The 20,535-nt window shown below is 71.0% G+C and carries 18 protein-coding genes; 7 read left to right on the top strand and 11 right to left on the bottom strand.

Features of this window, described 5'->3' with window-relative positions:
- Positions 1 to 5 precede the first annotated feature (5 nt).
- The 3 genes from BLV96_RS32230 to BLV96_RS32220 all read right to left on the bottom strand — a co-directional run bounded on the left by BLV96_RS32230 (position 6) and on the right by BLV96_RS32220 (position 2,995).
- A complete protein-coding gene (locus BLV96_RS32230; RefSeq protein WP_167379802.1) occupies positions 6 to 1,358 on the bottom strand; it encodes a type I glutamate--ammonia ligase in 1,353 nt (450 codons plus the stop codon).
- Between the two features lie 177 nt (positions 1,359 to 1,535).
- Positions 1,536 to 1,661: a hypothetical protein gene (locus tag BLV96_RS51305; RefSeq protein ID WP_279627560.1), complete on the bottom strand. Its 126-nt coding sequence runs from the start codon at positions 1,659 to 1,661 to the stop codon at positions 1,536 to 1,538.
- Between the two features lie 536 nt (positions 1,662 to 2,197).
- Positions 2,198 to 2,995, bottom strand: a complete 798-nt coding sequence (locus BLV96_RS32220) for an EamA family transporter (protein ID WP_086674395.1) — start codon at positions 2,993 to 2,995, stop codon at positions 2,198 to 2,200.
- Positions 2,996 to 3,337: 342 nt separating this feature from the next.
- On the opposite strand from BLV96_RS32220, the gene BLV96_RS32215 reads away from it, so the two are divergent.
- Complete coding sequence (locus BLV96_RS32215) at positions 3,338 to 3,517, top strand: DUF7455 domain-containing protein (RefSeq protein WP_086674396.1); 180 nt, start codon at positions 3,338 to 3,340, stop codon at positions 3,515 to 3,517.
- Positions 3,518 to 3,647: 130 nt separating this feature from the next.
- Here BLV96_RS32215 and BLV96_RS32210 read toward each other — a convergent pair whose 3' ends face one another.
- The 5 genes from BLV96_RS32210 to BLV96_RS32190 form a co-directional block, all read right to left on the bottom strand.
- On the bottom strand, positions 3,648 to 4,829 hold the full coding sequence (locus BLV96_RS32210; protein ID WP_086674397.1) for an ROK family transcriptional regulator: 1,182 nt from the start codon (positions 4,827 to 4,829) through the stop codon (positions 3,648 to 3,650).
- An 11-nt stretch (positions 4,830 to 4,840) separates the two neighbouring features.
- Positions 4,841 to 6,304, bottom strand: coding sequence for a sugar ABC transporter permease (locus BLV96_RS32205; RefSeq protein ID WP_086674400.1), 1,464 nt, complete (start codon positions 6,302 to 6,304; stop codon positions 4,841 to 4,843).
- 20 nt (positions 6,305 to 6,324) lie between these two features.
- A complete protein-coding gene (locus BLV96_RS32200; RefSeq protein ID WP_086674398.1) occupies positions 6,325 to 7,098 on the bottom strand; it encodes an ATP-binding cassette domain-containing protein in 774 nt (257 codons plus the stop codon).
- 91 nt (positions 7,099 to 7,189) lie between these two features.
- On the bottom strand, positions 7,190 to 8,329 hold the full coding sequence (locus tag BLV96_RS32195; protein WP_091389809.1) for a sugar ABC transporter substrate-binding protein: 1,140 nt from the start codon (positions 8,327 to 8,329) through the stop codon (positions 7,190 to 7,192).
- 847 nt (positions 8,330 to 9,176) lie between these two features.
- The gene (locus BLV96_RS32190) at positions 9,177 to 10,913 is read right to left on the bottom strand and encodes a DEAD/DEAH box helicase (RefSeq protein ID WP_086684155.1); all 1,737 of its coding nucleotides are present in this window, start codon (positions 10,911 to 10,913) and stop codon (positions 9,177 to 9,179) included.
- Positions 10,914 to 11,138: 225 nt separating this feature from the next.
- Between BLV96_RS32190 and BLV96_RS32185 the strand changes: the two genes are divergently transcribed.
- The gene (locus tag BLV96_RS32185; protein ID WP_086684154.1) at positions 11,139 to 12,314 is read left to right on the top strand and encodes a YihY/virulence factor BrkB family protein; all 1,176 of its coding nucleotides are present in this window, start codon (positions 11,139 to 11,141) and stop codon (positions 12,312 to 12,314) included.
- 89 nt (positions 12,315 to 12,403) lie between these two features.
- Positions 12,404 to 15,550: an efflux RND transporter permease subunit gene (locus tag BLV96_RS32180; RefSeq protein ID WP_086684151.1), complete on the top strand. Its 3,147-nt coding sequence runs from the start codon at positions 12,404 to 12,406 to the stop codon at positions 15,548 to 15,550.
- 89 nt (positions 15,551 to 15,639) lie between these two features.
- Here the strand turns inward: BLV96_RS32180 and BLV96_RS32175 are convergent, their stop codons facing one another.
- Together BLV96_RS32175 and BLV96_RS32170 are read right to left on the bottom strand one after the other, a co-directional pair.
- Positions 15,640 to 16,476 (bottom strand): hypothetical protein, encoded by an 837-nt coding sequence (locus BLV96_RS32175; RefSeq protein WP_086684148.1) that lies wholly within the window; start codon positions 16,474 to 16,476, stop codon positions 15,640 to 15,642.
- A 165-nt stretch (positions 16,477 to 16,641) separates the two neighbouring features.
- Positions 16,642 to 16,884 (bottom strand): DUF3039 domain-containing protein, encoded by a 243-nt coding sequence (locus BLV96_RS32170; RefSeq protein WP_167379801.1) that lies wholly within the window; start codon positions 16,882 to 16,884, stop codon positions 16,642 to 16,644.
- A 58-nt stretch (positions 16,885 to 16,942) separates the two neighbouring features.
- On the opposite strand from BLV96_RS32170, the gene BLV96_RS32165 reads away from it, so the two are divergent.
- Genes BLV96_RS32165 through BLV96_RS32150 form a run of 4 tightly spaced genes read left to right on the top strand, consistent with a single transcriptional unit; the run spans position 16,943 to position 20,132 of the window.
- Entirely contained in the window at positions 16,943 to 17,731 is a 789-nt protein-coding gene (locus BLV96_RS32165; protein WP_086684142.1) for a sporulation protein, read from the top strand.
- Entirely contained in the window at positions 17,731 to 18,348 is a 618-nt protein-coding gene (locus BLV96_RS32160; RefSeq protein ID WP_086684139.1) for an HD domain-containing protein, read from the top strand. Before BLV96_RS32165 ends, BLV96_RS32160 begins: the two co-directional genes overlap by 1 nt.
- 9 nt (positions 18,349 to 18,357) lie before the next feature.
- Positions 18,358 to 19,263: a pseudouridine-5'-phosphate glycosidase gene (locus BLV96_RS32155; protein ID WP_086684136.1), complete on the top strand. Its 906-nt coding sequence runs from the start codon at positions 18,358 to 18,360 to the stop codon at positions 19,261 to 19,263.
- The gene (locus tag BLV96_RS32150; RefSeq protein ID WP_167379800.1) at positions 19,260 to 20,132 is read left to right on the top strand and encodes a carbohydrate kinase family protein; all 873 of its coding nucleotides are present in this window, start codon (positions 19,260 to 19,262) and stop codon (positions 20,130 to 20,132) included. Before BLV96_RS32155 ends, BLV96_RS32150 begins: the two co-directional genes overlap by 4 nt.
- A gap of 63 nt (positions 20,133 to 20,195) precedes the next feature.
- Here BLV96_RS32150 and BLV96_RS32145 read toward each other — a convergent pair whose 3' ends face one another.
- Entirely contained in the window at positions 20,196 to 20,531 is a 336-nt protein-coding gene (locus tag BLV96_RS32145; RefSeq protein WP_167379799.1) for a DUF3099 domain-containing protein, read from the bottom strand.
- Between the last annotated feature and the right edge of the window lie 4 nt (positions 20,532 to 20,535).

The following is a 20,535-nucleotide window of genomic DNA, read 5'->3' as shown; positions in this document are numbered from 1 at the left end:
GGTCCTCAATAGCGCCACAGGTGTGCGGCGACGATCTCTTCGACGCTCCGCTCGGCCGCCCACGCCGCGTCCGACGCCCGGACCGCGCGGAAGGCGCCCAGGAGCTCCTCGCCGAGCACGCCGGCGATCCGCGGTGAGGCGAGCAGCGCGGCGTCCTGTTCGGCGGTGTCGGCCGGCAGCCGGCGCACGCCGCGCGTTTCGCGTTCGCCTTCGGTCCAGCCACCCGGGTCATCGGCGATCGGCTCGGGCAACGCGGCCGCGTCCTCGAGGCCGGCCATCCCGGCGGCGAGCACGACGGCCAGCGCGAGGTAGGGGTTGGCGGACGCGTCGGACGTCTTGAGCTCGACGTTCGCGTGGTCGGCGCCGAGCAGCGGCGAGCCCGGCACGTACCTCAGCGGCGCTTCGCGGTTCTCGACGCCCCAGAAGGCGTACGCGCCCGCGAAGTAACCGGGGCGCAGCCGCAGGGTCGACGGGACGCTCGGCGCGGTGATCGCGGTCAGGGCCGGGAGGTCGCGCAGGAGCCCGGCGAGGTAGCCGTCGTCGTCCGGTTTGCCGTCGCCGCCGGTCTCGAGGAGGTTGCGGCCTCTGCGCCGCACGGAGGTGTGCAGGTGCCAGCCGTTGCCGGCGGCGCCGAGCCCGACCAGCGGCGCGAAGCTGGCGACGAGGCCGTGCGTCCGGGCGGCGGCGTGGATGGTCTGCCGGGCCAGCAGCTGGTCGTCGGCGGCGGAGACCGGATCGGTCGCGGCGAGGGAAAGTTCGAGCTGCGCGACGCCGTACTCGGCGTGCAGCTGCCCGATCCGCAGGCCGTTGGCGGCGAAGTCGTGCAGGAGGGCGGCGACGAACCCATCGAGGCCGATGAGGGCGTGCGGGCTGTAGGCGGGCCCGGGGTGCCCGGGGTTCTCGGTGACACCGGCGCTGCCTGCGGGCGCGACGGCGAACTCGAGCTCGTAGCCGGCCCGGAACTCCAACCCGCGGCGCGCACCTTCGGCGACCTGCGCTTCGAGGACGGCCCGCTGGCAGTACGGCCAAGGCGCACCGTCCTGGGTGACCTGCCGAGCGGGCGCCCAGGCGAGCGCGGGCTGCCCGGCAAGCCGCCGCAACCGCTCGACGACGGGCACGAGCCGGATGTCCCCGCTCGGGGTAGCGAGCCCCGGGTGTGCGTAGGTGATGGCGTCATGGCTGTCGAAGACGGCGAAGAGCGAGGTGGCCCCGACACCCCGGGTGGCGGCCTCGGCGAGACCGGCGATGGGGACGATCCGCGAGCGAGGGATGCCGTTGTTGTCGGCCCAGGCGAGGTGGACCCCGCCCACTCCGGCGGCCGCGAAGTCCTTCGCCGCCGCCGACGCCGCTTTGGTCATGGTCACCTGCTTCCGTGCCGCCCGGGGTAAGTATCCCGGTCACCGACGGTGGCGGCCATCACGATCCGGTCCGCCGACACACCCCGCCCTTCCCTGGGGGGCGTGCCCTTGTCCAGCGTATCGGCGGGGTCGGACGAAAAGCCGCGGTTCGGGGCTGGGCGGGTCTGGTTGTCCACATCACGGCCGGCCTGTGGGCAATCGGCCTCGGCTGCGCAGCAGCGGCAGCGGCAGCGGCAGCGGCAGCAGCAGCGGCGGCAGCAGCGGCAGCAGCGGCGGCAGCAGCAACAGCAACGAAAGGCACATTCGGGACCTCCGAGGTCCCCAATGGGTCATTCGCGACGCTCGTTCCCATGGGGCGGGGCAACAGCCTCGGTGGCGACCCGGACTCGGCCACGCCTCCCTCGGTGCGCTTGTAAGGCCCCGAAGCCTCCGGTGCCGTCGCACGAGGTCGAACGCAACCCACCCACGCAACCAGGCCCCGCGGCCGGACGGGCCTGGTTGTCCACATCACGGCCGGCCTGTGGGCAACCGGTCCAGTCTCAGTGGCCGGCCGGTGGGCGACCGACTACGCCTGCGCCGCCGCGAGGCGAGCCGGCGCGACTTTGCCGGGCCCCTGCCGCCCCACGTCATGAACGACCCGTTCAGCTCACCAGCGTCCCGGCGAAGTGGGAGTCGCGCGGTTCACCGGCGGCTGCGGCAGCGACGTGAAGGTCGCGACCGCGGCCTTCGGACGGCCGTCCAGGGCGTCGAGCGAGCCCGCCGGCCGGCGCCGACGGCATGAAAGAGTCGTTCACCGCGTCCCACGACATGAACGAGTCGTTCATGAGGTCCGGCCCGCGTCAGCCCGGTGGCTCCGGCACCGCCCCGTCCCGGCTCCGCAACGCCACCCCTACGACCACCGCCGCCGTCCCCACGGCCTCCGGCACCGACGGCACCTGCCCCAGCAACACGAACCCCATCACCCCCGCCGTGACCGGCAGCAACGCCAACAGCACCGCGAACCGCCCCTGTCCCAGCCGCCGCAGCACGACCTGGTCCAACGCGTACGGCACCACCGTCGACAACACCCCGACTCCGACCCCCAGCAGCAGCATCCGTGGCGAAGACCACACCGCACCCGTCCCGAAGGCCAGCGGCGACAGCACCACCGTCGCCGCCGTGAAGCCGATCGCCAGACTGTCCAAGCCCGACGAAGACGACGTGGCCACCCGCTTCCCCAGCACGATGTACCCCGCCCAAGCCGCCGCCGCGCCCAGTCCGAACAGCACTCCCGCGACCGATCCCGACAGCTGGACGTCCGCGATCGCCACCACCCCGGCCGCCACCAGGACCACCGCCAGCACGTCCCGCAGCGACCGGGAACCGAACGCCGCCACCAGGACCGGGCCGGCGAACTCCATCGCCACCACCGTGCCCAGCGGGAGGCGGGCGATCGCCTCGTAGAAGAGCACGTTCATGCCCGCCGTCACCACGCCGAACACGATCGCCAGCCACAGCCCGCGGCCGCGCCACGCCGCCCGGCCCGGGCGGCGCCACGCCAGCAGGACCACCGCTGCCCCGAGGCACCGGAGCCACGCCACCCCCGCCGGGGTCGCGTGTCCGAACAGGTCGACCGCGATGGCCGCTCCCGCGTACATCGAAATTCCGCTGAGAACGAACAAGAGCGGCGCGGGTACCGCGGAATGCCGTCGCGGCGAAGTCACCGTGCTCACCACCTCATGGTGCCTGACCACGGAAAACGTAACTCTCCGGGTATTCGTCTCCTGCATTGCGGGACGCGGCTACGACATCCGGGGTAAATCGGCGTGACTCAGGTCCCACCGGCGCGGGAACACTTGCGGGCCGCGAAACGTCTGCAAGAGTGGAAGCACGAACACCGCGGAGCCGGAGGCGATCGTAGCCACCGGCATCAGTCCCGAAGTGGGCGTAGCTGGATCGATGGCACCGGGCGACCGGTGCCGGGACGGAGGGAGACCCCCATGACATCGCCGACGCTCACCCGCCCCGAACTGACCGCCGCCGACCGCTGTGACCGGTGCGGAGCTGCAGCTCAGGTACGAGCCATCCTCTCCGGAGGTGGCGAACTGCTCTTCTGCGGGCACCACGCCCGCGAGCACGAGGCCAAGCTCAAGGAACTGTCCGCCGACATCCAGCGGTAACGACCCAGACGCGAAAGGCGGCCGGTGCGCACAGGCGCCGGCCGCCTTTCTGCATCTTGCAAACTGCGTGGCCGATATCACGGCAAGACACCGATCCGCAGTGATTACGGACACGAAAGCGGACAGAAAATCAGACAGAATCCAGCACGACTTCGAACGCCACTTCCGCGGCGCCGAGCAGCTTCACATCGGCTCCCAACGCGGAACTCACGATCCGGGTGCCACCGACCGCCCGGCTGACCAGACTGCGCCGCCGGACCTCCGCGCCGACGTGCCTCAGCACCGCCTCCGGCAGCACCGTCAGCAGGTCGCCGAGGATCACCAGCTGCGGCCCGAGCAGGTTGACGACGTTGATCAGCCCCAGCGTCAGCCACTCGGCGAACTCCGCCAGCCGCGTCAGCGCCGCCTCCGGGTCGCGGCCCAGCTCGCGCAGCTCGAACAGGATCGCCCCACGCGGGGTGTCCTCCGGCAGCCCGAGGGCCCGGCACAGCGCCGCCTCGCCGACCTCGGTCTCCCAGCAGCCGCTGCTGCCGCAGTAGCAGGGCCGGCCGTCCGGGCGGATCACCATGTGCCCGATCTCGCCGACGTACCCCGAGCCGCCGCGCAGCGCCGAGCCTTCGGCGATGACACCGCCGCCGACCCCGACGTCCGCCGAGATGTACACGATGTCGGACGCCCCGCGGGCCGCCCCGCGCAGGTGCTCGGCGACCGCGCCGAACTCGGCGTCGTTGCCGACCAGGATCGGGATCTGCAGCACCCCGCCGAGCCGCTCGCCGAGCGCGACGTCGGTCCAGCGCAGGTTCGGCGCCTCGTGCACGTACCCGTCGGCCCGCCGGATGACGCCGGGCACCGACACCCCGGCCGCCACCGGGGTCACGTCGAGGTCGCCGGCCAGGATGGCCGTCGACTCGATGACGTGCGTGATGACCTCGTCGGGCTGCCCCATCCGGCCCCGCAGGTTCCAGCTGTTGCGGCCCAGGATCTGGCCGCCCAGCCCGACCAGCGCGATCGCGACGTGCTCGACCTGCAGGTCGACCGCGAGCACGACCGCCGCGTGCGGCTGGGGCAGGACCAGGAGCGAGGGGCGGCCCGCCCCTCGTCCCGGCCTCGGCACCTTCTCCTCGACGACACCGGCTTCGGCGAGCCCGTCGACGAGGGTCTTGATCGTGCTCCGGTTGAGCCCCAGCTCGGCGGCCAGGGTCGCCCGGGTGCTCGGCCCGCCGACGTGCAGCAGGCGGAGCAGGGTCGTGCGGTTGTGCCGGCGCACCTCGTCAGGTCTGGCAACGGGTGAGCTGGACACGGGCTTGATCATCCCATGCTGGTTCAGCGAGTCGACGCAGCCGCGCGGCGCCGGGACAGCGCGTCGACCGTGGCGGCGAGCAACAGGACCAGACCGGTGACGATGTTGACCACCGCGGCCGGCTGCTTGAGCAGGCCGAGCCCGTTAATGACCACGGCGATCACCAGGCCACCGACGACCGCGTCGGACACCCGGCCCTTGCCGCCGAACAGCGACGTGCCGCCGATGACGGCCGAACCCACCGCGAACAGCAGCGTGTTGAGGCCACCGGACTGCGGGCTGACCGAGCCGACCTTCGACGCGGCGACGATGCCGCCGATGGCCGCGACCGCCGAGCCGATGACGAACACGCTCGCGCGGATCTTCGGCACGTCGATACCGGCGCGGCGGGCGGCTTCCTTGTTGCCGCCGACCGCGTAGACGAACCGGCCGTACTTGGTCCGGTTGAGCACGTAGGTCCCGGCCACCAGCAGCACCAGCATGATCGGGATGACGTACGGGACGCCCTCGATCGTGACGACGGTCTTGTTCGGCGAGCGGTTGATCGTCAGCAGCCAGGTGCCGATCGCGGACAGCACGACGAGCGCGCCGACCTTGATCATCACCAGCGCCGTCGGCTGCACGACCAGGCCGCGCTGGAGCCGCCGGAAGTGGCTGAGCAGCGTGACCACGGCGAAGCCGCCGGCCGCGACGAGGAAGAAGATCCAGCTGCCCAGGATGTTCAGGTTGCCGTTGGCGATCTTGTACAGCACGTCCGAGTTCGTGATGCCGATCGTGCCGCCCTCACCGATGAACTGCAGCAGGACGCCCTGCCACACGATGAACAGCGCCAGCGTCACGACGAAGGACGGCATGCCGATCTTCGACACGAGGAAGCCGGTGATGCAGCCGATCGCGGTGCCGACGCAGATGGCCAGCAGGATCTCGAGCCAGGCGTTGGCGGGGACGCCGATCGCGACGATCAGCAACCCGACCAGCGACAACGCGGCGCCGGCCCAGATCCGCTGGTAGGCCGACAGCAGCATGGCCACGGCGAGGACCGCGATGAACGTGATGAAGACGCCGGAGCCCATGGAGCCCAGCAGGTTGCCCGCGTGCACGTAGTGCAGGGCCATCACCGACGCGGCGGTGCCCGAGGCCACACCGGCGGCGAGGTCGATCTCCCCGAGCAGCAGGACGAAGACGATGCCCATCGCGATGATGATCACGCCCGCGCCCTGCGGGAAGACGTTGGCGATGTTCGCGAGGGTCAGGAAGTTGTCCGACAGCGCGCTGAACAGGATGACGAGCACGAGCAGGCCGAACAGCGACGGCAGCGCGCCGAGCTCACCCGCACGCAGGCGCGCGAAGTAGTCGCGGACGGCTTCGCCGGTTGACATCGATGTCGTGTCGATGCCGAAGTCGGTGATCGCCGCGGACGAGGTCTGGGTCTGCGCGAGCGCGTCGGCCGGGGTGCCGACCTCGTTCTTGGCAGGGGTTTCAGTCATTTCCGGTTCTTTCTTCCCGCTCACAGGACCACGGCTTCGGGCCGGGCCAGGCCGAGGTCACCGGAGCGACCGGCGGTGATCAGTTCCACGACCTGGCCGTGGGTGACGTCCTTGGTGTGCACCTCGGAGACGAGCCGCCCGAGGTACAGCACGGCGATGCGGTCGGCGACCTCGAACACGTCGGCCATGTTGTGGCTGATCAGCACCACACCCAGGCCCTGCTCGGCGAGCCGGCGGACCAGGTCGAGCACCTGCCGGGTCTGCGCGACGCCCAGCGCGGCGGTCGGCTCGTCGAGCACGACGACCTTGCTGTTCCACAGCACCGACTTCGCGATGGCGACGGTCTGGCGCTGACCACCGGACAGCGAGGAGACCGGCGTGCGGACGGACTTGACCGTCCGGACCGAGAGGGAGGCCAGCGTCTCGCGGGCGGCCTTCTCCATGCTGGCTTCGTCCAGCTTCCAGCTGCTCCCGCGCTCGCGGCCGAGGAACATGTTCTGCACGATGTCGAGGTTGTCGGCGAGCGCGAGGTCCTGGTAGACGACCTCGATGCCGAGGTCGGCCGCGTCCTTCGGACCGCGGATGTGGGCGTCCTGACCGTTGAACCGCACGGCCCCCGAGTCGTACGGGTGGATGCCGGCGATGCACTTGACGAGGGTCGACTTGCCGGCGCCGTTGTCGCCGACCAGGGCGGTCACTTCCCCGGCACGCACGTCGAAGTCCACGTCGTGGAGGACGTGGACGGGGCCGAAGCTCTTGTTCAGGCCCTTGATCTCGAGAATGGGCTCACTCATGGCTGGCTTTTCTCCTGGGTGGGGACCGGGCCGGGACGCGCCGTCGGGGTGCGCGTCCCGGCCCGGCTGTTCATGGGGTACTACAGGCGGCTCAGGAGATGCCGAGCGTGCTGCACTTGGCGGCGAGGTCGCCACCGCAGATCTCGGCGGCCTTCACGTAGCCCTGGGTGACGACGGTCTTGACGTCCTTCTCGAGGATCGTCTGCGGGGTGAGCAGGACCGACTTGATGTCACGGTTGTTCTTCGGGTCGTGCAGCTTGGCCGTCGCGATCGCGTCGGCACCGGCGGTGTCACCCTTGGCCAGGGCGGCGGCCAGCTTGGCGGTCGACTCGGCCTCTTCCTTGATCGGCTTGAAGACCGTCATGTACTGCTCGCCGCGCATGACCGCCATCAGGCCGTCGGCGGTCGCGTCCTGGCCGGTGACCGGGACCTTCCCGTTGAGGCCGTTCTTCTTCAGGATGGTGATGACCGCGCCGGCCAGACCGTCGTTCGCCGCGACGACGCCGTCGACCTTGCCGCCGTTGGCGGTGAAGATCTGCTCGAACGTCGTGCCGCCGAGCTGGTTGTCCCAGTCGTTGATCGGCTGCTTCTGGATGCGCTTCAGGGTGTTCGACGCGACCAGCGGGTCGAGGACGGAGTCCTGGCCCTTGGTGAACAGCGTGGCGTTGTTGTCGGTCGGGGCGCCCTCGATCTGGACGAAACCCGCGCCCGGCTTGCTCTTCAGCGCGTCGGCCATGGCCTGGCCCTGCAGCTGGCCGACCTTCTCGTTGTCGAACGAGACGTAGTAGTCGGCGGAGCCGCCGAGGCTCGGGCGGTCGTAGTCGATGACCGGGATGCCCGCGGTCTTGGCCTTGGCCTCGACCGCCGCACCGACGGCCGGGTCACCGGGGGCGATGACCAGGACCTTGACGCCGGAGCTGATGAAGCCGTCGGCCAGGGTCGAGAACTTCTGGTTGTCGCCCTGGGCGTTCTGGACGTCGACCTCGAAGCCCTGAGCGGTCAGCGCGGCCGTCAGCATCGGCTTGTCGAAGGCTTCCCAGCGGGCCGAGGTGGCGGTCTCCGGGAGGATGACGCCGACCTTGCCGCTGGCACCGCCACCGGCGGCCGGCGCGGAGGAGGAGGCGGAGTTGCTCCCCGTGCCCCCGCTGTCTGAACTGTTGGCACCGCAAGCGGTCAGCACCAGGCCGGTGCTCACCGTGGCGGCGAGGAGGGTAAGGGTTCTGCTGCGCATCCTCGTTCCTTCCGGATCCAAGCATTGGTGACGAGCGGGCCGTCGACGTCGTCTCGGGCCCTGCGAGGCGGTGATCCGGAGGGTCCCGGCGCACCGACGCGCATATGTTGTGGGCGACAACATATGCCGCTGAGCGGCTGCGGGGAAGATAGCTGGATCGATTAAATGACACCAATTGGACACGGTTCGGCAACACAGGCTGAGCGTCGCCCGGAAAGAGTAGATCCGCTGACGATGTGATCGCCAGCACTCACCCTCTGTTACATCCAGGTTTCTTCGCGGCTTGAAGGTACTCCGCCGGGGTGTACTCAGCGCAATCCGCCGCGGAGTGGTGGCGAACCCACGTTCTGGGCCGCTGATTGGTCGCCGACTTGCGAACTTCGGAGCGAAAGGTGCCCGGCGGGCCATCGGACGGGGGACGCTCGGGCAGTGGGACGGTGACGGAGGGGGTACGGACGGTCGCCGGGCGGCTGGTACTTACCAGGAACGGACGGTGACGGCGGAGTTCAGCCGGCCGGGCGACCCCCGACGGCGCTCACGAGCGTTCGGAGGCGGGCTCGGCGGGGGCGGGGGTGCCGGGTGGGTTGGGCGCGACGACGAGGCGATTTGTCCGGTTCGTGGTCGGTGCGGATGGCGGCGCGGGTTGGGCGCGACGACTAGGGGATTTATCCGGTTCCATGGTCGGCGCGGCTGAGCGGGCGAGGTCCGGTCCGGAGCGCCCCAAGGCCACATTGGTTGCGTCTGACGCACCGAAGGCCACATTGGGTGCGTCAGACGCACCGAAGGCCACATTGGGGCGCTTGCCCGGCCGGGTCGGGTTCGCCCGAAGTCGGTTCGGGCCACCCCCCTACCAGGACCGCAGCGTCACGATCCGCTCTTCGAGCTGCTCGACGGTCGCCATCGCGGTCACCGGGCCGCCGCAGACCCGCCGCAGCTCGTTGTGGATCGAGCCGTGCGGCTTCTTCGTGCGGTGGTGGTACATCCCCACCAGCGCGTTCAGCTCTTTCCGCAGCGCACCCAGCCGCTCGCTCACCGACTGGGGCCGAGCCGCCGGGGCCGGGGCCTCTTCCTTCGCCGGCTTGCGGCGCTTCTCGTCCGCGACCTGCTCTTCCTGCCGCTTCCGCAGCAGCGCGCGGACCTGGTCCGGCTCGAGCAGCCCCGGCAGGCCCAGGTACTCCTGCTCCTCGTCCGACCCCGAGAACACCGCCGTGCCGAACGAGTTGCCGTCGTAGATGACCTGGTCGAGCTCGGCCGAGGCGCCCAGCGACGTGAACGCCTTCTCTTCCTCGCCCGGCTCGTCCTCGGTGCGGTTGGCCTGGGCCAGGAGCTCGTCCTCCCAGCCCTCCTTCTCGCGGTGCGGCTTGCCCAGCACGTGGTCGCGCTGCGCCTCCAGCTCGCTCGCCAGCTCCAGCAGCACCGGCACCGACGGCAGGAACACGCTCGCCGTCTCGCCCTTCTTGCGCGCCCGCACGTAGCGGCCGATCGCCTGGGCGAAGAACAGCGGCGTCGACGCGCTCGTCGCGTACACGCCGACCCCCAGCCGCGGAACGTCGACGCCCTCCGAGACCATGCGGACCGCCACTATCCAGCGTTCCTTCGTCTCCGAGAACTCCTTGATCCGGCCCGACGCCTTCGGGTCGTCCGAGAGCACCAGCGTCGGCATCTCGCCCGAAATGCGCTCCAGGATCTTCGCGTACGCCCGCGCCGACTCCTGGTCCGTCGCGATCACCAGGCCGCCCGCGTCCGGCACGTGCTGGCGGACCTGCGACAACCGCGTGTCGGCCGCCTGCAGCACCGCCGGGATCCACTCGCCCGCCGGGTCGAGCGCCGTGCGCCAGGCGCGGGCGTTCTGCTCCGCCGTCAGCGGCTCGCCGAGGCGGGCGGTGAACTCCTCGCCCGCGCTCGTGCGCCAGGACGCCTCGCCCGAGTACGCGAGGAAGACCACCGGCCGGACCACGCCGTCGGCCAGCGCGTCCGCGTAGCCGTACGAATGGTCGGCCTTGCTGCGCTGGAACCCGCCCGCGTCCGGCTCGTACGTGACGAACGGAATGGCCGAGTCATCGGACCGGAACGGGGTCCCGGTCAGCGACAGCCGCCGCACCGCCGGGGTGAAGGCCTCGCGGATCGCGTCGCCCCAGGACTTCGAGTCGCCGCCGTGGTGGATCTCGTCGAGGATCACGAGCGTCTTGCGGTTCTCCGTGCGCACCCGGTGCAGGTTCGGGTGCGCCGCGACCTGCGCGTACGTCAGCGCGACGCCGTTGTAGTCCGACGACGTGACGCCGGTGGTGTTGCGGAAGTTCGAGTCGATGGCGATGCCGGCCGCGGCGGCCGAGGCCGCCCACTGGTGCTTGAGGTGCTCGGTCGGGGTCACGATGGTGACCGCCTCGATCGTGCGGTCGCTCAGCAGCTCGGCGGCGATCCGCAGGCCGAACACCGTCTTGCCGGCACCGGGCGTCGCCACCGCGAGGAAGTCCTTCGGCCGCCGCGTCAGGTACTTCGTGAGCGCCCGCCGCTGCCACGCCCGCAGCGGGCGCGCGGTCGAGTCCTTCTCCGCGGGAGGCGCCCCGAGCTGCGTCTCCGTCATGCCGGTCCTCCCCCTCGCTCATGCCTTTGACGTGCGAAAACCCTCACTGTGGTACCGACTTCGGCTGTGACAACCAAGCTGGCGGCTGCGGTGAGGGCACTGGGACGAGTCTACCGGCCGGGTCCGACAGTTCCGGGCACCGGCACGGGTGATGTCCCCCGACACGCCCGGCCGCAGGGGGTGTGACGAGCCAAATCAGCACGGATGGACCATGCTGGACACGTCATGGGTGAGGTGCAGCCGTCCGCAGCGACGAAGGTGGCCCGCAGGGGGCCGTGGCGCCTCCTCACGCGCACGCTCGCCAAGGCCTGGGAAGGCAACATCTTCTCCGAGGCCGCCGAAGCGGCCTTCTGGCAGACGTTGTCGCTGCCCCCGCTGCTGCTCGGGCTGCTCGGCTCGCTCGGGTTCGTCGGCGAGTGGTTCGGCCAGGACGTCGTCGCCGCGGTGCACGACCGCATCATCGGCTTCTGCCGGACCGTGTTCAGCCAGAACGCCGTGCACGACATCATCGAACCGACCGTGAACAGCATCCTCACCGTCGGCAAGGGCGAAATCGTCTCGGTCGGCTTCCTGATCTCGCTGTGGGCGGGTTCGTCGGCGATGTCGTCCTTCGTGGACGCGATCACCGTCGCCCACGACCAGTACGGCGTCCGCAACGACGTCTGGCAGCGGATCTTCGCGCTGCTGCTCTACCTGTGCGGCCTGGTGATCCTGGTCGTCGGGCTGCCGCTGCTGGCGATCGGCCCGGACCTGCTGCCGGAGTTCTTCCCGGCCGACTGGCGCCCGACCGTGGCGTCCTGGGTGAGCGCGCTCTACTTCCCGACGCTCGGGGTGATGATCACCCTCGCCCTGACCACGCTGTACAAACTGGCCCTGCCGCGGAAGCTGCCGTGGCACCGCGGGCTGCCCGGCGCGGTGCTCGCGATGGTCGTGTTCCTGCTCTCCTCGGTCGGCCTGCGCATCTACCTGAACTGGATCACCAAGACCGGCTACACCTACGGCGCGCTCGCCGCGCCGATCGCCTTCCTGCTGCTGATGTTCTTCATCGGGCTGGCCGTCGTCGGCGGCGCCTACTTCAACAGCGCGATCCAGGAGCTGTGGCCGGCGAAGGCGACCCGGCGCCAGCGGCGCAAGTGGCGGCGGCTGGAAATGGAACGCGCTTCCGAGCGGCTGCGCTCGGAAGACGGCCGCAAGCTGTGGGAGCGCACGACGATGCCGCTCAAGCGCCCGCGCGCCGAAGACGTCTCCGCCAACGGCGACACCCCGGCGGACGAAGCACCACCCGCAGCCGCACCGTCCGAAGAGGACGCACCGTCACCGAGCGCGGCCGAACCGGCACCCAGCGCTGCTCAGGGTCGCGTCTCCTCCCAGGGGACGACCCGGAATCCACCCCCAGACTGAGTCGCTCCTCAGGTCGGACATGGCACGCTCAGCGGGTCGTGCGCGGCGGCGTCGGTCGTCGCGTCATTCCCGAGGGGGTTTTCGAAGCCATGTCCGTGCTGGCCAGACTGAGCCTGCGCAACCGAAGCCTGATCGGCCTGCTCGCGCTGGTGGTCGTCGGTTTCGGCGCTTTCGCGCTGCCGCAGATCAAGCAGCAGCTGTTCCCGTCGCTGCAGTTCCCGCAGGCCCAGATCGTCACCTCCTACGCCGGCGCGTCGCCGGACGCGGTCGACCGGCAGGTCACCGAGCCGCTCGAAGGCGCGCTGCAGGGGCTGAAGGGCCTGGAGGAGATCAACTCCACGTCGTCGGACGGCGTTTCGCGCGTCGTCACGCAGTTCGCGTTCGGCACCGACCTCGACGCCGCGGTCTCGCAGATCCAGCAGGCGGTGAACCAGGTCCGGCCCCGGCTGCCGCAGAGCTCCGAGCCGTCCGTGTCCGCCGGCAGCACCGACGACCTGCCGGTCGTGCTGGTCGCCGCGGGCACCTCGGGTGACCCGCAGCGGCTCGCGCCCGCGCTGACCGACCAGGTCGCGCCGGAGCTGCGCAAGATCGACGGCGTCCGCACGGTGACCGTCACCGGCGTGCAGCAGCCGCGCGTCACCATCACGCTCGACTACGCGAAGCTGGCCGCGGCCGGCGTCGACCCGGCGTCGATCGCGACCACGCTGCAGACCGCCGGCGCCGCCGTGCCGGCCGGCACGCTGACCGAGGGCGGCAAGACGCTGAGCGTCCAGGTCGGCGGCGGGCAGACCACTGTGGACACCCTCCGCAACCTCTACCTCACACCGAGCGCCGCGGGTGCGGGCGCGTCCCGCACCCCGGCGCGCGGTCCGGTGAAGCTGGGTGACGTCGCCGACGTCCAGACCGGCTTCGCGCCGCCGACGTCGATCACGCGCACCAACGGCAAGCCCAGCCTCGGCCTCTCGATCACCATGGTGGACAACGGGAACGCCGTCGCGATCTCCGACGCCGTCCGCGACAAGCTGCCGGACCTGGCGAAGAAGACCGGTTCCGAGATGAGCGTCGTGTTCGACCAGGGCACGCCGGTGAAGGACGCGATCAGCGGCCTGACCACCGAAGGCCTGCTGGGCCTGGCGTTCGCCGTGCTCGTGATCCTGCTGTTCCTGCTGTCGGTGCGCTCGACGCTGGTGACCGCGGTGTCGATCCCGCTGTCGGTGGTCGTCGCGCTGATCGCGCTGTGGACCGGCGACCTCTCGCTCAACCTGCTCACCCTCGGCGCGCTGACGATCGCGATCGGCCGGGTGGTCGACGACTCGATCGTGGTGCTGGAGAACATCAAGCGGCACCTGGGTTACGGCGAGGAGAAGCAGCGGGCGGTGCTCGACGGCGTGCGCGAGGTGGCCGGCGCGGTGACGTCGTCCACGTTGACGACCGTCGCGGTGTTCCTGCCGATCGCGTTCGTCGGCGGGTTCGTCGGCGAGCTGTTCTCGCCGTTCGCGATCACCGTCACGGTGGCGCTGCTGGCTTCGCTGCTCGTCTCGCTGACCGTGGTTCCCGTGCTGGCGTACTGGTTCCTGAAGCGGCCGGAGGTCCCGGCGGACGCCATCGAAGCCGAACGCGCTCGCGAAGCCGCCGTCGAGAAGGAGCGCCGCAGCTTCCTGCAGCGCGCCTACCTGCCGGTGATCCGGTTCGCGACCAAGCGGCGGCTGACCGTCGTCCTGCTGGCGCTGCTGATCTTCGCCGGCACGGTCGGGCTCGCGACGCGGCTGAACACGAACTTCCTGGACCAGTCCGGCGGCACCACGCTGAACATGACGCAGAAGCTGCCCGCGGGCACGAGCGTCGAGGAGAAGGAGAAGGCGGCGACGGCCGTCGAGCAGGCGCTGGCCGCGGAGCCAGCGGTGCAGACCTACCAGGTCAGCATCGGCGGCGGGGGCGCGTTCGGTTTCGGGGGCGGGACCAACACCAGCATCTCGGTCACCGTCGCGAAGGACACCGACCTCGACGCGCTGTCGGACCGGCTGCGGTCGAAGCTGACCTCGCGCCCCGAGCTGGGCGAGGTCAAGATCGGCGCGGACGCGTCCGGCTTCAACTCCGACCAGGTCTCGGTGACGGTGACCGCGCCGTCGGAGGCTGCGCTCAAGCCCGCGTCCGACCAGGTCGTGCAGGCACTGGGCGGGGTGTCCGGGCTGACCGAGGTGTCCAGTGACCTGGCCGTCGGTTCGCCGCGGGTGCAGGTCGAGGTGGACGACGCCGCGGCCGCCGCGCGCGGGCTGTCGGCGAGCACCATCGGCCAGGTCGCCAACCAGGCGATCGCCGGCCGGACGGTGACGCAGCTGCCGGTCGACGGGCAGCGCACGGACATCGTGCTGCGCGCCGGCACCGCGCCGGTGACGGTCGGCCAGGTGAAGGCCCTGCCGATCCCGGGCGCGACGGGTGTCGTCCGGCTCGACGAGGTCGCGAAGGTGTCCACTGTGGACGGCCCGGCGTCGGTGCACCGCACCGGCGGCGACCTCAGCACCACGGTCACCGCCAAGAACACCGGGGACAACCTGAGCAAGACGACCGCGGACATCAAGTCCAAGCTGGACGGCCTGACGTTCACCGGCGGCGCGTCGTACTCGCTCGGCGGCGTGAGCCAGGACCAGCAGGAGGCGTTCTCGAACCTGTTCCTGGCGCTGCTGGCGGCGATCGCGATCGTGTTCCTGATCATGGTGGCGACGTTCCGCAGCCTGATCCAGCCGCTGATCCTGCTCGTGTCGATCCCGTTCGCGGCGACCGGCGCGATCGGGCTGCTGCTGGCGACGGGCACCGCGCTCGGCCTGCCGGCGCTGATCGGCATGCTGATGCTGGTCGGGATCGTGGTGACGAACGCGATCGTGCTGATCGACCTGATCAACCAGTACCGGGCGGAGGGGATGAGCGTCGCTGACGCCGTCACCGAAGGCGGCCGGCGCCGGTTGCGGCCGATCCTGATGACCGCGGCGGCGACGATCTTCGCGCTCGTCCCGATGGCCCTGGGCATCACGGGCCAGGGCGGGTTCATCGGCCAGCCCCTCGCGATCGTGGTGATCGGTGGCCTGGTCAGCTCGACGCTGCTGACGCTGGTGCTGGTCCCGACGCTCTACACGATGGTCGAGACCCGCAAGGAACGGCGCCGCGCGCGTCGCGAAGCCAAGCGGAACCCGGCGAAGGCCCCGGCCTCGGAGTCCCTGGACCCGGCCCCGACCGCCTGACCCAAAACGTAGCTTTCACGTGAAAGCTACGCGTCCCGGAACGCACGAAGGCCCGGCACTTTCACGTGAAAGTGCCGGGCCCTCGGCGTTCACTGGCGGAAGCGGTAGGTCATGCTGTCGAAGAGGATGCAGATGCTCGGCGACATCACGATCACGCGCAGGGTGCCGTCACGCTCGTCGAAGTCGATGCCCTCGACCTCGAACGACCCGCTGCAGCCACTGCGCAGCGGGAGCTGCCCCAGCGACGTCACGTGCCCGGCGACGTCCGAACCGGACAGCGGGCCGGCCAGATCCACCTGCAGCAGCGGCTTCGTCGTGCCGAAGAGGCTGCCGTCCGGGTCGTCGGACGCGCAGAGCAGGCGGGTCGCCGTCTGGAAGTCGCAGCCCTGGACGTCGCGGACCTGGTGGTCCAGGCGGATCGTCCCGGCGAGGGGGAGGTTGGCGACCGGGTCGGTGGCGACCACGCCCGGCATCGGGTGGACCAGGAGCCGGTCCATGGTGCCCCACTCCCCCGCCACCAGCCAGCGCGCGTCGGGCGACACCGCGGCGAAGGAGTTGTTGTTCGCTTCCCACGACTCGAGGTTGTGCTTGTAGTTCGCCCACGAGCCGTCCGGGGCCTGGACGCGGAAGAGCTTCGCGCCGCGGTCGTCACGCTGGTAGGGCTCGACGTACCAGCCCTGGGCCGAGCCGGGGTCGCCGACGTGGTTCCAGCCCTGGGAGTTCAGGTCGGCGGGGATGGTGCCGATCCCGGTGTAGCGGATCGTGGTGCCCGACGGCCGGACGATGGTGGCGAGCCCCTGGCTCTCGTCGAGGGCGCGGGCGTGGTCGGACCCGACCTCCGTCCAGCCCGTGGCGGCCTGGGCCAGTGCGGGGGCGAACGCGGTCAGCAGGGCGGCGACGGCGAGGACGATCCCGGTTCTGCGCATGTGCGACTCCGGTGGGTGAGGGAACCTGGTGCCCTGGATCTACCAGGCGTCCCACCCCGCGCACACCCGTCTTATGAAGGGTTTTCACGTTTGTTCGGGGATCTGTCCCTTTCCGGACAGCCTCCGGCCCCGGCGGACGACGTCAGCCGGGTCCGGGCGCCGGGGTCACTCCCCCGGGCGCAGCCCGTCGAAGATCTCCTTGCAGGCCGGGCAGACCGGCGAACCCGGCTTCGGCGACTTCGTCACCGGGAAGACCTCACCGCACAGCGCCACCACGTGATTGCCCATGACCGCGCTCTCGGCGATCTTGTTCTTCTTCACGTAGTGGAACATCTTCGGGGTGTCGTCGTCGGTGGTGTCCGTGCCCTCGGGCGTGGTTTCCGGCTTCGTCAGCGTCTCGGTGCTCACCCGGCCATTGTGCCTGAGTCCCCGCGCGAAAGGTCTCCGGCCTGGCAGGATCTGCGGCATGTTCCAGAAGGTGCTCGCGACGTTCGGCTCGGGCGGGGCCAAGGTCGACGCCCGCCTCCTCGACCGGACCGCAACCCCCGGCCGGCCCCTGCACGGCGAGGTCCTGCTGGCCGGCGGCGACGTCGACCAGGAGATCAAGGGCCTCGCGGTGACCCTGCTGGCCCGCGTCCAGGTCCCCGGCGCGGACAAGACCGAAGACCTCCCCTTCGGGACGCAACACCTGGTCGGAAAAGAGGTCATCCGAGCGGGGCAGCAGGTGCGCGTCCCGTTCGAGGTTCCGCTGCCGTGGGAGACGCCGGTGACCAGCGTCTACGGCAAGCCGCTCACCGGCATGGCGGTCGGTGTCCGGGCCGAGCTCGACCTGGCGACGTCGGTCTCCGACCCGTTCGACGCCGACGCCGTCGCGATCGAGCCGCTCCCGGCGCAGAAGCGCGTCCTCGACGCGCTGAGCCGCACCGGCTTCACCTTCCGCGAGGCGATCCTGGAGCAGGGCCGGATCAACGGCGCCCAGCAGCAGCTGCCGTTCTTCCAGGAAGTCCGCTTCACGCCTTCGCCGCGCTTCGCGAGCGTGTTCTCGCAGCTGGCGGTGACGTTCCTGGCGTCGGCGGACCGCACGGACGTCGTCCTGGAGGTGACCAAGCGGGTCCGGGTGAGCAAGACCGGCGGCTTCGGCGGCCGCGGGCAGGACTTCCTCGGCATGTTCACGATGAAGCCCGACGTGAACTGGGAGAAGCAGCTCGACGACTGGCTCGACCAGGTCGCCCGGCCGCGCGGGATCTTCGACTGATGGAGTGGGCCGAGGCGATCGCCGTCCTCGGCGGCACCTCCGGCGCTTGGCCCGAACTCCAGGCCCGCTACGGCGAGCCGCACCGCCGGTACCACACGCTCGACCACGCGACCGCCGTCGTCCGCGACTCCGCCTGGCTGGCCGGCGACCTCGGCGAGACCGACCGCGCGATCGTCGCCGTCGCCGCGTGGACCCACGACGTCGTCTACGACGCGAAGCCCGGCGACGACGAACGCGCCAGCGCGCGCTGGGCCCACGAAGCCTTGGCCGGGGTCGCCGAAGCCCACATCGAGCGCGTCGAAGGCCTGATCCTCGCGACCATCAAGCACGACGCCCCACCGGAAGACCACCTCGCCACCGCGCTCCTCGACGCGGACCTGGCCATCCTCGGCGCGCCCGCCCAGGACTACGCGATCTACGCGGAAGGCGTGCGCCAGGAGTACGCGAAGTACCCCGACGAGGTCTGGCGCGAAGGCCGCATCGCCGTCCTTGAGGGCATGCTCGCCCGGCCGCTCTACCGCAGCGCAGCCGCGCGGGCACGCTGGGCGACCGCTGCGGAAAAGAACCTCACCGCCGAGCTGACCCACTGGCGCGCCGACCGGGACGATCACCGATGATGGTTCCTCGTGACCACCCCACTCAACCTGCACGAAGAGGTCGCCTCGGCGCTGCGTGACGGGCACCCTGTCGTCGCGCTGGAGAGCACCATCCTGTCCCACGGCCTGCCGCCCGGCCGCAACCTCGACGTCGCCCGGCGGCTCGAGCGCGTCGTGCGCGACGGCGGGGCCGTCCCCGCCACCATCGCCGTGCTCGACGGGCGCGTCGTCGTCGGCCTCTCCCCCGCCGAGCTGGAGCGCGTCTGCGCGGCGGACGCCGGGCTCGACAAGCTCTCGCTGCGCGACCTCGGCCCGGCCGTCGGCCTCGGCCGCTCGGGCGCGACGACCGTCGCGAGCACGTCGGCGCTGGCCGCCGCGGCCGGCATCGGGATGTTCGCCACCGGCGGGCTCGGCGGCGTGCACGTCGGCGCCGCGCAGTCGTGGGACGTCTCGGCCGACCTCGGCGTGCTGGCGAAGGTGCCGACCGTGGTCGTCTGCTCCGGAGTGAAGTCGGTCCTCGACATCCCGGCGACGCTGGAAGTGCTGGAGACGAACTCGGTGCCGGTGCTGGGGTACCGCACCGACGACTTCCCGGCGTTCTACCTCCGCTCGTCGGGGCACCAGGTCGGCTGGCGGGTCGACGACCCGAAGCAGGCCGCCGCCGTGGTCGCCGCGCACCGCGCGTACGCGGGTTCCGGTGTCCTGCTGGCGAACCCGATCCCCGAAGCGTCCGAAATGGACAGAGAGCTGCACGACCGGCTGCTCGCCGAAGGCCTCGCGCTGGTGGCCGAGCAGGGCGTCCACGGCGCCGACGTCACGCCGGTGCTGCTGGAGCACTTCCACACGGCCAGCGGCGGCGTGAGCATCGACGCCAACGAGGCTTTGGTGCTCAACAACGCGAAGCTCGCCGCCGAAGTCGCGGTGGCGCTGGCATGAGCGGCATCGTGGTGGTCGGCGACGCGGCCCTCGACGTGATCGCCCGGCACGACAAGCCCTTGCCGCACGGCGGGGACGCGCGCGCGAAGATCCGCTTCACCGGCGGCGGTTCGGGCGCCAACACGGCGTTGTGGCTGCGCTCCCTCGACGCGGAGACGACGCTGGTCGCCCGGATCGGCGACGACCCCGGCGGCCGGCTGATCCGCGCGGAGCTGGAGGCGGCGGGCGTGCGGTGCGCGTTCGCCGTCGACGCCGAGGCGCCGACGTGCTGCGTCGTGGTGATGGTCGACGGCTCCGGGCAGCGCAGCATGCTCGCCGACCGCGGCGCGAACCAGCGCTTCGCCCCCGAGGACGTCACCGCCGAGGCACTGGCGGGGGCGAGCCACCTGCACCTGTCGGGATACGTGCTGCTCGACCCGCCGTCGCGCGCGGCCGGGCTGGCGTCCCTGGCCGCCGCGCGCGAAGCGGGTTTGACGACGTCGGTCGACCCGCAGGCCGCCGCGCACATCACCGACCCGGCGGCGTTCCTCGACGACGTCCGCGGCGTCGACCTGCTGATGCCGAACACCGAGGAACTGGTCGCGCTGACCGGCTCGGCGGACCCGGCGTCGGCGAAGGAACTGCTCGGCACGGTCGGCGCGGTCGTGGTGACGGCCGGGCTGGAGGGCGCGAGCTGGGTCGACGCCGGCGGCGTCACGAGCGTGCCGGCGGTCGAGGCCGAGTGCATCGACTCGACCGGCGCGGGTGACGCGTTCGACGCGGGCGTGCTCACCGGCTGGCTGGCCGGGGAGTCCACTGTGGACATCTTGCGGCACGGGACGCGGCTGGGCGCGCTGGCCGTCGGGAAGGTGGGCCCGCAGCCGGTCTAGAACGGAGCTTTCACGTGAAAGCTCCGCCTCAGAAGCGGCACTTTCACGTGAAAGTGCCGCTCGTCAGCCGTCGATCACGCGGTGGTTGGTGCCTTCGATCGCCTTCGCCTCGCGCTGGTACGTCGAGACGTTCTCGGACTTGCGGGGCGGGCGGTCGTTGGCGATCAGCACCGCGACCCACGGCAGCGGCACCGAGATCGCCAGGAACCCCAGCGCGAGCCACCAGGTGTGGTAGGTCAGCCCCGCGAGGATCAGGCACGGGATCCGGCAGGCCATCATGATCACGTACTTGCGCTTGCGGGCGGCGAACTGCTCTTCGTACGACGGGGCCGCCCCGGTGATCAGCACCGGGTCCGAGTCCTTGGCGGGCGTGGTCACTGCACCACCTCCACGTCCCATCGTC

It is taken from the genome of Amycolatopsis pretoriensis (assembly GCF_900107925.1).
Lineage (GTDB): Bacteria > Actinomycetota > Actinomycetes > Mycobacteriales > Pseudonocardiaceae > Amycolatopsis > Amycolatopsis pretoriensis.
The sequence above is the reverse complement of the archived record's forward strand: the minus strand, read 5'-3'. Positions and strand labels throughout refer to the sequence as shown.